15 protein-coding genes and 1 tRNA gene are annotated in these 13,694 nt (G+C 72.2%); 11 read left to right on the top strand and 5 right to left on the bottom strand.

The features are described from left to right. The first annotated feature begins 13 nt into the window (after positions 1–13). The 4 genes from AC1MBW_RS07455 to AC1MBW_RS07440 all read left to right on the top strand — a co-directional run bounded on the left by AC1MBW_RS07455 (position 14) and on the right by AC1MBW_RS07440 (position 4,023). Positions 14–2,434 (top strand): sensor histidine kinase, encoded by a 2,421-nt coding sequence (locus AC1MBW_RS07455; protein ID WP_480026000.1) that lies wholly within the window; start codon positions 14–16, stop codon positions 2,432–2,434. Between the two features lie 185 nt (positions 2,435–2,619). Beyond that, complete coding sequence (locus tag AC1MBW_RS07450) at positions 2,620–2,970, top strand: cupin domain-containing protein (protein WP_480025999.1); 351 nt, start codon at positions 2,620–2,622, stop codon at positions 2,968–2,970. 193 nt (positions 2,971–3,163) lie between these two features. Then, positions 3,164–3,388, top strand: a complete 225-nt coding sequence (locus tag AC1MBW_RS07445; protein ID WP_054145830.1) for a hypothetical protein — start codon at positions 3,164–3,166, stop codon at positions 3,386–3,388. Between the two features lie 50 nt (positions 3,389–3,438). After that, the gene (locus AC1MBW_RS07440) at positions 3,439–4,023 is read left to right on the top strand and encodes a DUF1349 domain-containing protein (protein ID WP_480025998.1); all 585 of its coding nucleotides are present in this window, start codon (positions 3,439–3,441) and stop codon (positions 4,021–4,023) included. A gap of 111 nt (positions 4,024–4,134) precedes the next feature. Here AC1MBW_RS07440 and AC1MBW_RS07435 read toward each other — a convergent pair whose 3' ends face one another. From AC1MBW_RS07435 to AC1MBW_RS07425, 3 genes are all read right to left on the bottom strand, one after another. Next, complete coding sequence (locus AC1MBW_RS07435; protein WP_480025997.1) at positions 4,135–4,668, bottom strand: MaoC family dehydratase; 534 nt, start codon at positions 4,666–4,668, stop codon at positions 4,135–4,137. 301 nt (positions 4,669–4,969) lie between these two features. Then, positions 4,970–6,181, bottom strand: a complete 1,212-nt coding sequence (locus AC1MBW_RS07430; protein ID WP_480025996.1) for an MFS transporter — start codon at positions 6,179–6,181, stop codon at positions 4,970–4,972. 78 nt (positions 6,182–6,259) lie between these two features. Next, entirely contained in the window at positions 6,260–7,147 is an 888-nt protein-coding gene (locus tag AC1MBW_RS07425; RefSeq protein WP_480025995.1) for a helix-turn-helix transcriptional regulator, read from the bottom strand. Positions 7,148–7,304: 157 nt separating this feature from the next. Here AC1MBW_RS07425 and AC1MBW_RS07420 point away from each other — a divergent pair, with 157 nt between their 5' ends. The 3 genes from AC1MBW_RS07420 (at position 7,305) to AC1MBW_RS07410 (ending at position 8,988) form a co-directional block, all read left to right on the top strand. Next, complete coding sequence (locus tag AC1MBW_RS07420; protein WP_480025994.1) at positions 7,305–7,724, top strand: hypothetical protein; 420 nt, start codon at positions 7,305–7,307, stop codon at positions 7,722–7,724. 106 nt (positions 7,725–7,830) lie between these two features. After that, positions 7,831–8,040 (top strand): hypothetical protein, encoded by a 210-nt coding sequence (locus AC1MBW_RS07415; RefSeq protein ID WP_480025993.1) that lies wholly within the window; start codon positions 7,831–7,833, stop codon positions 8,038–8,040. A 21-nt stretch (positions 8,041–8,061) separates the two neighbouring features. Continuing rightward, the gene (locus AC1MBW_RS07410) at positions 8,062–8,988 is read left to right on the top strand and encodes a hypothetical protein (protein ID WP_480025992.1); all 927 of its coding nucleotides are present in this window, start codon (positions 8,062–8,064) and stop codon (positions 8,986–8,988) included. Between the two features lie 127 nt (positions 8,989–9,115). Here AC1MBW_RS07410 and AC1MBW_RS07405 read toward each other — a convergent pair whose 3' ends face one another. Together AC1MBW_RS07405 and AC1MBW_RS07400 are read right to left on the bottom strand one after the other, a co-directional pair. Further along, a complete protein-coding gene (locus AC1MBW_RS07405) occupies positions 9,116–9,301 on the bottom strand; it encodes a hypothetical protein (RefSeq protein WP_480025991.1) in 186 nt (61 codons plus the stop codon). Between the two features lie 115 nt (positions 9,302–9,416). Next, positions 9,417–9,507, bottom strand: a tRNA-Ser gene (locus AC1MBW_RS07400). A 137-nt stretch (positions 9,508–9,644) separates the two neighbouring features. Between AC1MBW_RS07400 and AC1MBW_RS07395 the strand changes: the two genes are divergently transcribed. From AC1MBW_RS07395 to AC1MBW_RS07380, 4 genes are all read left to right on the top strand, one after another. Then, complete coding sequence (locus AC1MBW_RS07395) at positions 9,645–10,502, top strand: SGNH/GDSL hydrolase family protein (RefSeq protein ID WP_480025990.1); 858 nt, start codon at positions 9,645–9,647, stop codon at positions 10,500–10,502. A gap of 9 nt (positions 10,503–10,511) precedes the next feature. Beyond that, positions 10,512–11,876, top strand: coding sequence for a DNA repair protein RadA (gene radA, locus AC1MBW_RS07390; protein WP_071256035.1), 1,365 nt, complete (start codon positions 10,512–10,514; stop codon positions 11,874–11,876). A 527-nt stretch (positions 11,877–12,403) separates the two neighbouring features. Next, entirely contained in the window at positions 12,404–13,084 is a 681-nt protein-coding gene (locus AC1MBW_RS07385; protein ID WP_480025989.1) for a hypothetical protein, read from the top strand. Positions 13,085–13,098: 14 nt separating this feature from the next. Then, positions 13,099–13,608, top strand: a complete 510-nt coding sequence (locus tag AC1MBW_RS07380; RefSeq protein WP_480025988.1) for an SseB family protein — start codon at positions 13,099–13,101, stop codon at positions 13,606–13,608. The last annotated feature ends 86 nt before the right edge of the window (positions 13,609–13,694 follow it).

Genomic DNA, 13,694 nt, shown 5'->3' with positions numbered 1-13,694 from the left:
GTCAGCAGGTGTCGTGGATCAGACGTCTGCCCGCACACCTGCCGCGGTCGGTGACGCCACGGAGGCGCCCCGCCCGCCGCACGTCGACCCGCCGAACGTCGGTCCGCCGCACGTCGACCCGCCGAACGTCGGTCCGCCGCACGTCGACCCGCCGCCCGTCGACCCGCCGCCCGTCGACCCGCCTGCCGAGGACGACTCCCTGCGCGTCGGGATGGAACGGAGCATGGCGGCGACGCTGGCCGTCGCCGCGTCCCTGCTGGTGCTGCTCGCCCTGCCGGACTTCACGGCGGACCACCTGCCGGGGATGACACCGCTCGTCGTCGTGTCGCTGTTCCTCGGTGGCTCGATGCTCGCCGCCCTGCCGCTCGCGCTGCTCCGTCGCCCGGGGCCCGTCCGGGCAGGCCTGTGGAGCCCCGTCGCGGCCTACGTCGGCCTGCTCGTCCTCGAACCGTTCCAGACCCATCGCGAACCGGTGGACGAAGGGACGATCCCGTGGCTCGTGGGGTTGTCCCTCGTCGCGTTCGCCTGCACAGCGGTGGCCGAGGTCGACCCCGTGCGCGCCGGGATCATCTGCGGGGGCATCGACGCGGCTCTCGCCGCCGCTTACTGGGGACGGTTCCCGTTCATCGACAACCTCCTGGAGTTCATCGGCCTCGGTCTGCTCGCCGCCGCACTCGTCGTCGGCGTGAAGGCCCTGCGGGCCCGGGCCGACCAGGCCGACGCGGCCGAACACCGCGCCCAGCTGCTGTTCGAGGGCCAGCAACGGCAGGAGGCCACCGAGGTCGAACGGGTGCGGACCGACGCGCTGTTGCACGACACCGTCCTGGCCGCGCTCCTCACGGCGGGCGGCGACCACTCCCCCGAGCGGACCGCCGCCGTCGCCCGGTCGGCCCTCGACATCGTCTCCGACGTGGACCACCACGCCACCCTGCAGCCGACGACCGTCCCCTTCGGCGAGGTCGTCTCGGCGGCCGAGTCCGAGCTCGCCCCGCTGCGCGGCGCCGCCCGGGTCGACCTGGCCGCGGTCCGCGACGTCCTGCTGCCGCCCGCCACGGCCGAGGCGCTCGTCTTGGCGACGCTGCAGGCCCTGACCAACAGCGTCCGTCACGCGGGAGCCTCGGCCGACCGGGCGGCGACGGCGACGCGCCTCGAGGGCGGCGGCCTGCGCATCACCGTCTCGGACGACGGAACGGGCTTCGACCCGGACCGGGTGTCCGCCGAGCGGCTCGGGGTGCGCGTGTCGATCCTCGAACGCGTCCACCTCGCGGGGGGTTCTGCGAGCATCCGGTCGGCACCGGGTCGCGGGACCGCCGTCGCCCTCGAGTGGCACCCGACCGGCGGCACCCCGACCGTCACCCGCCGCCCGGGCGAGGGCCTGCTGAACCTGATCCCCCGACGTCAACTCTCGCGCGTCCTCGGCGTCGTGATCGTCGTGGCGGTCCTCATCGCGACCGTGGACGCCGTGCTGGTCACCCACGCGTACGGCTCCGTCGTCGCCTCGCTCCTCGGCCTGCTGATCCTGCCGGCCCTGGTCCGCGGGGCGAGACGCGGCTGGATGTCGAGCCGGACGGCGTGGGGCACGACGGCGGTCAGCTGCCTGCTGTGCGCCGTCGCCACCATCGGCCTCGATCCGGAGGCCTTCGACTACGTGTCGATCGCCCGGTACACCTGCGGGGTGCTGGCGGGCGCCGTGATGGGGTGGATGGCCGGGCGCAAGGGACCGCCCGTCGTCGCCGTCGCGGTGCTCGTCGCGCAGATCACGCTGTGGGCGGGGCCCACCGGCGCCATCCGCCTGGGTCTCGCCGGCGAGATCGTCGTGGTCATCGCCGCCCTGCTGATGCACCAGGCGATCCGACAGGTCACCTCGGCGGCCCGGGTCGCCGCGGGCCAGCACCGCGAGCTCACCATCGCGCAGGCCGAGCTCGACGCCGTCCACCACGAACGCCACCGGCGGCTGCAGCACGCGCACCGCACGGTCGCCCCGATGCTCCGGCACGTCGTCGACGCCCGGGGCGATCTCGACGGGTCGACCCGGGCCGAGTGCCGGGTGCTCGAGCAGTCGCTCCGCGACGAGATCCGGGGGCGCGGGCTGCTGAACGACGCCGTCCGCACGAGCGTCGAGGCCCTGCGGCGTCGGGGGTCGCTCGTGCAGGTGCTCGACGACGGCGGGCTCGACGACGTCGATCCCGCGGCCCTGGACGCCCTGCTCGACGAGGTCGCGCGCCGCCTCGAGCCCGTCCGGTCGAGCCGCGTCGTCCTCCGCTCGGGTCATCCCGAGTCCGGCACGGCCGTCACCATCGTCGCGTCGACCCCGGACGAGACCGCCGCGGCCCTCGGTCTCGACGCCGACGACGAGGTCGACCTCTGGGCCACACTCCCCCACCCCGTGGCTGCCGGGGTCACACCCCGAGGCGAGCGTCGCACCGCCGAGTGAACGTCGCACCGCCGAAGTGGACGGTGCGACGTTCAGTCAGCGGTGCGACACGGGCACCGCACCTCGGGCGAACCGACGACTTCGGCCGGCTCCCGCTGGCAGCACCTCGGCCGCTATTGTCACAAACCATCGACAAGTGTCATCATCGACCGAGTTGTTGACCCGACGAGCAGTTCCCGGGCCGGGTGTGGCTAGACCCCATCGCCACCCCGCAGACCGACGACCAGCGCACGACGGTCGCGAAGGTGCGCTTCGCGCCAGGCGCGCGGACCGCCTGGCACCACCACGCGCGAGGCCAGTTCCTGTACGTCACCGAGGGCGTCGCGCGCTTCGGCACCCGTGACGGGAAGGTCGTCGACGTCCACCCCGGGCAGACGATCTTCGTGGCTCCGGGCGAGGAGCACTTCCACGCCCCCTCCGAGGGCAGCTTCATGGAGCACATCGCCATCCTCGAAGCAGCCGACGACCCGGCGACCACCACGACCTGGCTCGAGCGCATCACCGACGCCGACTACGCCGGCTCGGACGCCAGCTGAGCCGCCGAGACCCCGGGAAGTCGCCGAGACCCCCGCTCGCGAGCAAGGGTCTCGGCGACTTCCTGGGGTCTGAGCCCACGCCACCCCGAGGAGGCGCGGTGCGGTTCGATCCGGCACCGCGCCTCCGCGGGTCGTCGGGTCGCTCCGCCGCGCGGGCGAGCCGTTCGAGGCCGGGGGCTCGTAGGGTCGGAGGATGACGACGACGACCTGGACGACCCTGCAGCTCATCCTCTCCGCCGGTGTGGTCGTGTGCGGCGCGCTGTTGACCCGGGGCGACGCCGACGTCCTCGGCGTGCTGATGATCCTCAGCGGGTCCGCCTCGATCGTGGTCGGGCTGCGGGCCATGGCCCTCTCCCGCCGTGTCGAGAGGCAGCACGCCGCCCTCGAGGCCGGCGACGCCCCGACGCACGAGCGCTGACGCCGGCACTGACGCCGACGACGACGACCATCACCTAGAACGAGGACGCCATGACCGACATCCCCTGGGCCACCGGCACCTGGACCACCGAGCCGACCGCGGTCGACGTCGCCGACGACGGCCTGCGCGTCACGGCGGCCGAGGGCAGCGACGCCTGGCGCATCACGTCGTACGGGTTCGTGCACGACACCGAGCACGCCCTGGTCGCGCCCTTCCCGCAGGGCACCGCGATGGAGGTGTCGTTCGTGCTCGACTTCTCGGCCCAGTTCGACCAGGCCGGGATCTTCGTCTCGGTCGACCCCGAGACCTGGGTCAAGGCCGGGGTGGAACTCAGCGACGGCGAGCAGAGCCTCGGCGCCGTCGTGACGCGAGGCGAGTCCGACTGGTCGCTCTCCCCCGTCGACTGGACCGGCCGCACCGTGACGATCCGAGCCAGCCGATCGGGCGACGCGCTCACCGTGCGGGCCCGGGTCGGCGCCGAGCCCTGGCGCCTGGTCCGCGTCGCCCCGCTCGCCCCCGACGCCGCGGCGAGCGCCGGCCCCTTCTGCTGCGCCCCCTCACGCGCCGACCTCACCGTGCACTTCACCTCGTGGACGACGACGCCCGCCGACGAGAGCCTGCACCCCGAGGACTGACCACCGCGCAGCCGGCGGTGACGCCCCCTGTCGGACCGTCGGCTGAACATCGCACCGCCGATGTGGACGGTGCGATGTCCGGTCGGCGGTGCGACACGGAGGCGCGGGTCGTCACCCTGCGGCTGATGCGTCCCCGTCGGGGCGGCGCAAGATCAGGTTCGTCATGACCTGGGTCATCACGGTCACATCGTGCTGGTTGACGAGTTCGATCCGGGTGCGCACGATGCCCCGGTCGGGACGGGACGCCGAACGGCGGGAGTCGACGACGGCGAACCGGGCCCGGAGCACGTCATCGGGCCGGACGGGCACCGGCCAGCGCAACTCGTCGACGCCGGGTGATGCGACGCTGGCAGCCTGGTTCAGGTACGACTCCACCATCAGGCGCATCATCACGGCGGTGGTGTGCCAGCCGCTGGCCACGAGCCCGCCCAGGGGTGTCGCCTCGGCCCGCCCCGCGTCGACGTGCATGTCGTGCGGATCGAACCGGCGGCCGAAGTCGACGATCTCGTCCGCCGTGACGCGGTACGAGCCGTGCTCCAGCGTGAGGCCGGGCACGTAGTCGTCGAGGAATCGATCGGCGAGCCGATGAGCGAAGGGCGACGTGTCGTGGTCCGTGGCTGCGGTCCCGTCCGGTTCGTAGGGCACGCCTTCACCCTAGGTCGGCCGAGACCCCAGCAAGTCGCCGAGACCCGCACTCGCGAGCAGGGGTCTCGGCGACTTCCTGGGGCCTGGACGCCGAGGAGGCGCGGCGACGGAAGCGCCACCGGTGGTCGTCCGCAGGTCGAGCCAGAACGGGGTGTTGCCCCAGCCCCCGGCAGACAGGTTGAACTGACCTTCCTTTTCAACCCCACTCGGGATGTTGCACCTGCTGCCCTTTCATCCCCTTGCCGTTAAGGAGGTGAGGAGGTGAGGAGGTGAGGATCGATGATGCTCAGGGCCGAGCCGGTCAGAGCGTCCCGGGGAACGCGTTGCGCCGCCCGTACACCGTCAGCGCCAACGCCACGACCCCGAACCCGATCATCAGCACCGGCAGCACGAGCCCGTCCGCCACGGTCAGCAGGGCCGCCCCGACGATCCCGGCGAAGAAGATCGCGACGTTGAACGCCACCGGCAAGAACGCGTTCGCGACGTCGGCGTTGTCGCCTCCGGCGGTGGTGAGCGCCGCCTGCAGCTGGGCCGACGCCCCGCCGAAGGTCACGCCCCAGAGCACCGCGGCGACGACCACGGCCGGCACCGACGCGTGGCCGACGAGCAGGACGACCCCGGCGACGACGAACAGGGCGACGCTGCCGTGCAGCAGCGCCCGCGGGTACCGGTCGAGCAGCGCCCCGGTGACGACGATCCCGCCGATCGAGGCGATGCCGTAGATCAGCAGCGTGACGTCGACGCCGAGCCCCGACCCACCGGCCCGCAGGTACGGCGAGACGTACGTGTAGATCGTGTTGTGCGCCAGCATCCACGCGGCGATGACGGCCAGGATCACGGCGATCCCCGGGATGCGGAACACCCGCCCGAGCGAGAGCCGCGCCCCCGCGGGTGCCGGTGCCGCGTCCGGGACGATGCTCGCCACGAGCACGAAGACGACGACCCCGAGCAGGGTCAGCCCGCCGAACGACCACCGCCAGTCGAAGGCCGTCCCGAGCCACGAGCCCAGAGGTGTCCCGAAGGCGAACCCGACGGGCGCACCCGCCGAGACGATCGCGAGCGACAGCCCGGCACGGTCGGGCGGGCTGATCCGCCGACCGTAGGCCGCGAGCATGCCCCAGATGACGCCCGAGAACGCGCCGGCCACGAACCGCGACACCAGGGCGGGCGCGATGACGGGCGAGAGCGCCGTCACCGTGTTCGCCACGACCAGGCCCGTGATGGCGATGAGGAGGAGCGGCTTGCGACGCATCCCCCGGGTCAGCGTGATGGCCGGCACGGTCGCGACCACGGTGCCGAGTGCGTACGCGCTGATGAGCAGCCCCACGGCCCCTTCGCTCGTGTCGAGGCCGTCCGCGATGACGGGCAGCAGGCCCGCCGGCATCGTCTCCATCGCGACGAGGATGAACCCCATCGTCGCCAGGACGACCAGCGAGAACACCGGCAGCCGCTCGACGGGCCCTCCGCCGACGGAGGCGCGGGGCACGCGGGTGGGGACGGGGGCTGTCGACATGGTGAGGTCCTTTCGGGCGCGGAACCGCGCCTCCTGGGGGTGGGCCCAGTGGTGCGGGGAGAAGAGGGGAGGCGCGGGTCAGGTGACGGGGTCGGCGGACCGGGCCCGCTCGACGACGTTCTCGGTCGCCGCCCACGAGGCGAGGAGGCGCAGCCCCTCGTCGGACGCGGAGCCGGGGGCGGCCGTGTAGACCGTGAGCGAGTGCCCGGGGGTGTCCTGGAGTTCCATCACCTGGAAGTCCAGTTCGAGCAGGCCGACGGTCGGGTGCCGGAACTCCTTCGCACCGGTGTAGTGGCGGCGGACGTCGTGGGCGGCCCAGCGGGCGCGGAACTCGTCGCTGCGGATGGACAGTTCGCCGACGAGGGCCGCGATGCCGACGTCGTGGGGGTTGCGGCCGGCGTCGCGTCGCAGGATGGCGACGTTGACGTTGGCTGCGCGCTCCCAGTCGGGGTAGAAGTCGTGCGCACCCGGGTCGAGGAAGATGTAGCGCGAGTGGTTGGCGGGGCGCACGGTGCTGCGGTACATGTCGGAGTACAGGGCGAAGCCGAGGCCGTTGGCGGCGACGAGGTCCATGCGGGTGTTGGTGACCATGGCGACGGCGCCGGTCATGGCGTCGAGCATGTGCTGCACCGGGGACTGTGCGATCTTCTGCTCGCCGGTGACCGGGGCTTTGCGGCGGGAGGGAACGGAGGCGCGGGCGAGGTCGTAGAGGTGGTCGGTTTCGGCCTGGTCCAAGCCGAGGGCGCGGGCGATGGCGTCGAGGACACTGTCGGAGACCCCGCCGAGGTTGCCGCGTTCGAGACGGGTGTAGTAGTCGACGCTGACGCCGGCGAGGCGGGCGACCTCGTCGCGTCGGAGCCCCGGGACGCGTCGCCGGCCGCCGGCGCTGACGACGCCGGCCTGCTCGGGCGAGAGGCGTGCGCGGCGGCTGGCGAGGAACTCGCGGACCTCGGCTCGGTTGTCCATGTGTTCGACCCTACGGACGGTGGTTCGGCGCAACCAGGCCCTGTGGGGGCCAGGTTCGGTGAGGCCTGGGGGGTCGCGAAGTTGCCGTGGTCGTGACGCTCGCTCAGTACCTCGATAGGGTCGTGGCACGAGCACCACTCGACGACGGGGGACCGAGATGACTGACGGACACGACCACGACGGCCAGCAGGGGCAGCCGAACCAGCCGTACGGCGGGCAGCAGTACGGGGGTCAGCAGTACGGGGGCGTGCCGCAGGCGCCCGGGGCGGGGGCCGACGGAGGGGCGGTCCAGCGGCCGTCGCGTGGGTTCGAGATCGCCGGCTTCGTGTTGTCGTTCTTCGGCTTCCTGGCGATCGCCGGCCTCATCATGAGCACGATCTCGTTCCGCCGTCTCGGCCGAGCCGGTCAGCCTCGTGGCCTCGCGCTGGCCGGCATCATCATCTCGATCGTGGTGCTGCTGCTCACCATCGCGTTCATCGTGGCGGGCATCGTCGGCGCCTCGGCCCTCCTCGAGACCTGCCAGGACCTCGGCCCGGGCACCCACGACGTCGACGGGGTCACCTACACCTGCAGCTGAGCTGCGACGGCGGCACTTGGCGACGGACCGTCATGCGGAGGATCACGTCGCCGGCGAGCTGCCCGAAGGACTCCAGGGCTGCACGGATCTCCGATGCTTCTCGATCATGCACTCCAGTCCGGACACGGTCGAGCAGCGGCCCGAGAAACGCGAGGTCGAAAGTGTCCGCGCCATCGTGGAGGCCGGCCGGGAGCCGGAGCCGCTGACACTCGAATACGGCGCGAGCGGCCTCCTGCCCGAGGCGGACGGGGCCTTGTTCGAGCGCCGGGCCGCGCCCTTCGCGGGGCAGGAGGCGTCCCCGGAGCAGCCGGACTGATCAGCCGGTAGCGTCACCGTCATGGGGATCTGGTCTCGGCTCGTCGGCGCGGCGTCGAGCGACGTGCCCGCGGACCTCGTCGTCGTCGTCGACCGGGAGAGCGTGTCGATGGGCGACGACGCCCAGTCACACCGTCGTGAGCTGCGGGTCCCGGCCGGGTCGCTCGTCGGCGACGTGGTCGAGCGCAGTAGCCCCGACGTGCGCGCACAGGGCTGGTCGTGGGTAACCGTTGTCGACGGCACCGTCGTCGCGGTGTGGTCGGTCGACCACGGCGTCGCCCTCCTCGTCCCCGACGGGCCCCTCGTCGCTTCTGATCCCGCAGGGGTCGTCCAGGTGCGCTTCCGCTACCTCGGCCAGCTCGACCCGGCGTGGCTGTACGAGCGCCTCGCCCAGGGTGCGCCGCTCGACCGGGAAGCGCTCACCGCCGAGCACGCTCCGCTCGCCCGGACGGCGCTCGAACGCCAGCGCCGAGAGCGCGAGGCCGCGACGACCGCACGCCTGCTCGGCCCGACGTGCGTGCGGGCGCTGGAGCACCTCGGGGCGGTCGTCGACCTCCACTCCGACGTGCTCTGCCGGTTCGACATCGGCGGCGTCGCCTGGCAGGTCGAGCGCCGCGACAGCATGACGGTCGTCTTCGGCCGGGGGCGACGGTCGCCCCTGGCGTCGCTGCGCCCGGTCGGCCTTGCGGAACGCTGGGTGCTGGCGGCGCTCGCCCTGGACCGGCGTTCCGCCGACGGCCTCGACCCGCTGCCCGACGCGCCTGTGCGCGCCGGGGCCGAGCCGGTGCAGCTCATGGTCGCGGGCAGGGCCCGTGGTGTCCAAGGCTCGTCGGGCGCGGTCGTCGCGCAGTTGAGGGACGTACGCGACGTCGGGCCCCTCGACCTCGTCCTCGGCCGCGACCTCGACGAGGTGGTCGCCCTGTTCGGCCTCGCTGGCCCGAGCGCCTGAGGCACGCGTCGCGGCTCAACCAGTGGCACCGTCGGCCGGGCTTGCGCAAAAGGGTCTCACTGTCTCAGGTACGCAGGTCGTCGAGTGGGGGAACCTGGGCCGGCAAGTCGTCGTTGGTGAACCAAGTTCATCGAGGATGCCGGGCGAACAGCCATTCAGACGGCTTGCACTCCCGAGCTGCCCGGACGCCGCCGACGGTGCCCTGCAGCAGGAGCCGGACGGCGATGGGCGAGCTGAGCGTTGCGGCGAGGGCGTCGCTGTCGTCGAACTTCTCGTGGACGTCGTCGCCGAGCTCGGGGCTGATCGTGAGCAAGTGCTCCGCACAAGGGCCCTGGGCGTCTTCCATGGCTTGCCCCCGGCCGCACATGACGGCAAAAAGACAAGAGCCCCGGAATCCCTGCAAAGAAGGGGTTCTCGGGGCTCTTTTCTGGCGGTACCGGTGGGATTTGAACCCACGGTGGAGTTAACCCCCACACATGTTTTCGAGACATGATCCTTCGGCCGCTCGGACACGGTACCGAGGACGAGTTTAGTACATCCGGCGGCAGGGACGAAACCGGGGGATTGCTCGTCCACCGGACCGCGCCTCCTCGGGGTTGTGCACAGGGTTCACGGACGCCCGGCGCAGGCATCGGAGCCCGGCGTAGCCTCGGCCCATGCCCTCACGCCACACCGTCACCGCCTTCCTCTCGGGCGTCGGCGTCACCCTCGCCACCACGGCCGCCGCCGGCGCCGGCGTCAGCCGCTTCATGCAGCGCCGCAACGCGGCCGCCGCCGACCTGAACGCCCTGTTGCCCGTCCACTCCGCCTGGTGGCGCGACCGCTTCGACCGCAAGGGCAAGCTGCTCTACGTCGCGATGGGCGACTCCGCCGCCCAGGGCATCGGCGCCTCGAGCCCGGCCCGCAGCTATGTCGGCCGGCTCTCCGCTTACATGCGCCGCCAGAGCCACACCTCGCTGCGCGTCGTCAACCTCAGCGTCAGCGGCTCGACCACCTGGCTCTGCCGCAAAGACCAGCTGCCGAAGTTCGAGAAGTACGAACCCGACGTCGTCACCGTGGCCATCGGCGCGAACGACATCATCCAGTTCAACCCGGAGTCGTTCGAGAAGAACCTCCGCGTCATCTACGGCGCCCTGCCTTCACACGCCATCGTCGGCGACCTGCCCGCCATGTGGATTCCCGACCGCGAGAAGAAGCTCGTCGAGGCCAACGCCATCGTCCACCGCATCGCCGGAGAGTACGGCCTCACCGTCGCCCCGCTCTACGAGACCACCCGCCGCCAAGGTTTCTTCCGCACCTACCGCAACTCGGCCGGAGACCTCTTCCACCCCAACGACCGCGGCTACCGCGTCTGGGCCTCGGCCTTCGAACCCGCCATCGCCGCCCGCCTCGCCCGCATCGCCGCCGACGAGGCCGCCACCACCCACGAGGCCCGCGAGGCCGAAGCTGTCGCGGCGCACACGGCCGCCACCTCCCCGACGGACGCCCCCGCCGATGTCGGGGGCGCCTCCTAGGCTGACGGCATGGCTCGCACCACCACTCCCCCGTTCCGCTGCACCGAGTGCGGGTGGACGTCGCTCAAGTGGGCCGGGCGCTGCGGTGAGTGCCAGAAATGGGGCACCGTCGTCGACGTCACCTCGGCCCTCGTCAGCGCCCGCGGCACCGCCTCGGTCCGCGTCGAAGGTGACCGCGTCGCCCGACCCATCACCCAGGTCGAGGCCAACAGCGTCGCCTACTGGCCCAGCGGCATCGCCGAGTTCGACCGCGTCCTCGGCGGCGGCATCGTCCCCGGCGCCGCCATCCTGCTCAGCGGCGAACCGGGCGTCGGCAAGTCCACCCTGCTGCTCGAGGTCGCCTCGCGCGCCGCCGCCACCGGCGCCCGCGTCCTCTACGTCACCGCCGAAGAGAGCGCCTCACAGGTCCGCCTCCGCGCCCAACGCACCGGCGCCATGCACGACAACCTCTTCCTCGCCGCCGAGGTCGACCTCTCGGTCATCCTCGGCCAGATCGACCAGGTCGACCCCCAACTCGTCATCGTCGACTCGGTGCAGACCGTCTCGTCCTCGACCATCGACGGCATCGCCGGCGGCACCTCCCAGGTGCGCGAAGTCGCCTCGACCCTCATCCGCGTCAGCAAAGACCGCAACCTGCCCGTCCTGCTCGTCGGTCACGTCACCAAAGACGGCACCATCGCCGGCCCCCGCCTGCTCGAACACCTCGTCGACGTCGTCTGCCAGTTCGAAGGCGACCGGCAGACCGCCCTCCGCTTCATCCGCGCCCACAAGAACCGCTTCGGCCCCACCGACGAGGTCGGCTGCTTCGAGATGACCGGCGACGGCATCGCCGAGGTCGCCGACCCCAGCGGCCTCTTCATGTCGCGCAACGGCACCCCCGTCAGCGGCACCTGCATCACCGTCGCCATGGAAGGCCGCCGCGCCCTGCCCGTCGAGGTCCAAGCGCTCATCGTCGCCAGCTCGACACCCCAACCCCGCCGCGTCGTCAACGGCGTCGACTCCTCCCGCGTCGCCATGCTGCTCGCGGTGCTCGAACGCCGCGCCGGCATCCGCCTCGGCGACGCCGACGTCTACGTCAGCACCGTCGGGGGCATCAAGATCACCGAACCCGGCGCCGACCTCGCCATCGCGCTCGCCCTCGCCAGCGCCAGCCGCGAGAAACCCTTCCCCCAGACCATGGCCGCCGTCGGCGAGATCAGTCTCGCCGGCGAGATCCGCCCCGTCTCCTCCCCCAAACAACGCGCCTCCGAAGCACGACGCCTCGGCTTCACCCAGCTCGTCGACGCCGAAGCGGGCAACCTGCGCGAAGCGCTCCGGCGGGCGTTCAGCGCCGCGGGCTCCGAACGCGACCGCGAGCTCGACCGGGCCTTCTAAACCGACCCGACCCGCGCCTCCTGAGCCGGGGTCGAGGCTGGGGCCGAGCGCACGGTTCCGCACGTCCGACACCGGGCGCGAGTGGGCAGAAGATGCGGCTCCCTCGCACGCGACGAGCACCTTCTGCCCACTCGACGGTCGCACCCGCACACCCGCCCCCACTCACGAGCACCAACGCCCACCCGTCGAGTGGTCCCGAACCGTCCTTCCGACCCACCCGGAGGACGATCTGCGACCACTCGACCCGCGCCTCCGGAACCAGACCCGCACACACCGGCCCGGCCCGCGCGAGACCAGGGCCCGAGGGGGCAGAAGATGCTCCTCCCCCGCGCGCGACGAGCATCTTCTGCCCACTCGCCCCCCATCTCGCGACCACCCGAGCACCCCTCCCGACCCGACAGACCCCGCACCGGGGTACGTCCCGCCACCGCCGGCACCAGGCGCATGCACCCCGCTCCACGCGGATTCTCAGCCCACACGCCGCGCTGGTCCCCGCCAACCCCCTGACCGGCCCTTAACCTGTGCCCATGTCGACGTTCAAGAACCCGGTCGGGCCGCAACCGCCCTCGGTCTACTGGCGTCGTCGTGCGGTGCTCGCGCTCGGTCTGATCGCGGTCGTGGTCATCATCGTGTTGATCGTCGTCCGCCCCGGGTCCGGCTCGGCAGAACCCGGTGCCGCCGCGACGACCTCCGCACCCCCGGCCGATGCCGCCCCCACCGAGCCGGCCGCCACCGAGACCGCCCCTGCGGCCGACGCCACCGCCGACCCGGCCGACACCTCGACCGAAGGCGCCTCCGACGCCGCGGCCTGCTCGACCCGCGACATCGAACTCAAGCCCGTCACCGACAAGACGAGCTACGCCGCGACCGAACTGCCGCAGATCTCGATGTCGATCACCAACTCGGGTCGCGCCGACTGCTCGATCGACCTCGGCTCCGCGCAGCAGACGCTCGTCATCACGAGCGGCGAAGAGCAGTACTGGTCGTCGAAGGACTGCCAGGTCAACGGCACCAACCAGGTCGTCACGCTCACCGCCGGCCAGACCCTCAGCACTCCCCCCATCGCCTGGGACCGCACGCGCTCGTCCGCCGACACCTGCGAGTCGACCTCGCGCGAACCCGTCACCGCCGGCGGCGCGACCTACCGCCTCGCCGTCTCGGTCGGCGACATCACCTCCGCCGACACCGCCCAGATGATCCTGAACTGACAGTGACCCACCCTGTGAACGCCACCCCTGCTGCCCCCACGCCCTCCGAGCCCGTCGACCCGGCCGACCGCAACGGCACCTTCCGCTCCGAGTCGCTCGAGTTGGCCCTCGCCGCCCAGGACGCCGCCGCCGTCGCCTTCGCCCTGCGTCACGACGTGGTCGTGGTCCCGAAGCTCGTGCTGCCGACGGACACGAGCGGCACCGCCGGCACCGGCACCGGCACCGGCACCGCACCCTCCACCGGCGGCCCCGACGACGGAGCCCTCCCTGACGAAGGCGACCAGGTCCGCGTCTTCGGCCGCGAGAACACCGACAAGCGCATCCTGCTGCTCTTCTCGTCGGACGACACCTACGCCGCGATGGTCCCCGACGACCCGAACCGCCAGGTCATGCTCTACGACGCGCTCTCGCTGCGCGCCTTCCTCGAGGCCCACCTCGACGTCATCGAGCAGGTCTTCTTCGACATCGCCGGCCCGCACACCATGGCCGCCAACCCCGAGGACCTCCTCAAGGCCCTCGGCTAGCCCCAGACCCCCCAGACCCCCAGGAGGCGCGGGTCGAGTGGTCCCGAATCGTCCTTCCCAGCGCGGCGAGCAACGATTCGCGACCA

This window comes from Frigoribacterium sp. AP1, from assembly GCF_056680555.1.
Note: the sequence above shows the minus strand (reverse complement) of the source record. Positions and strands in the feature narration are given on the sequence as shown.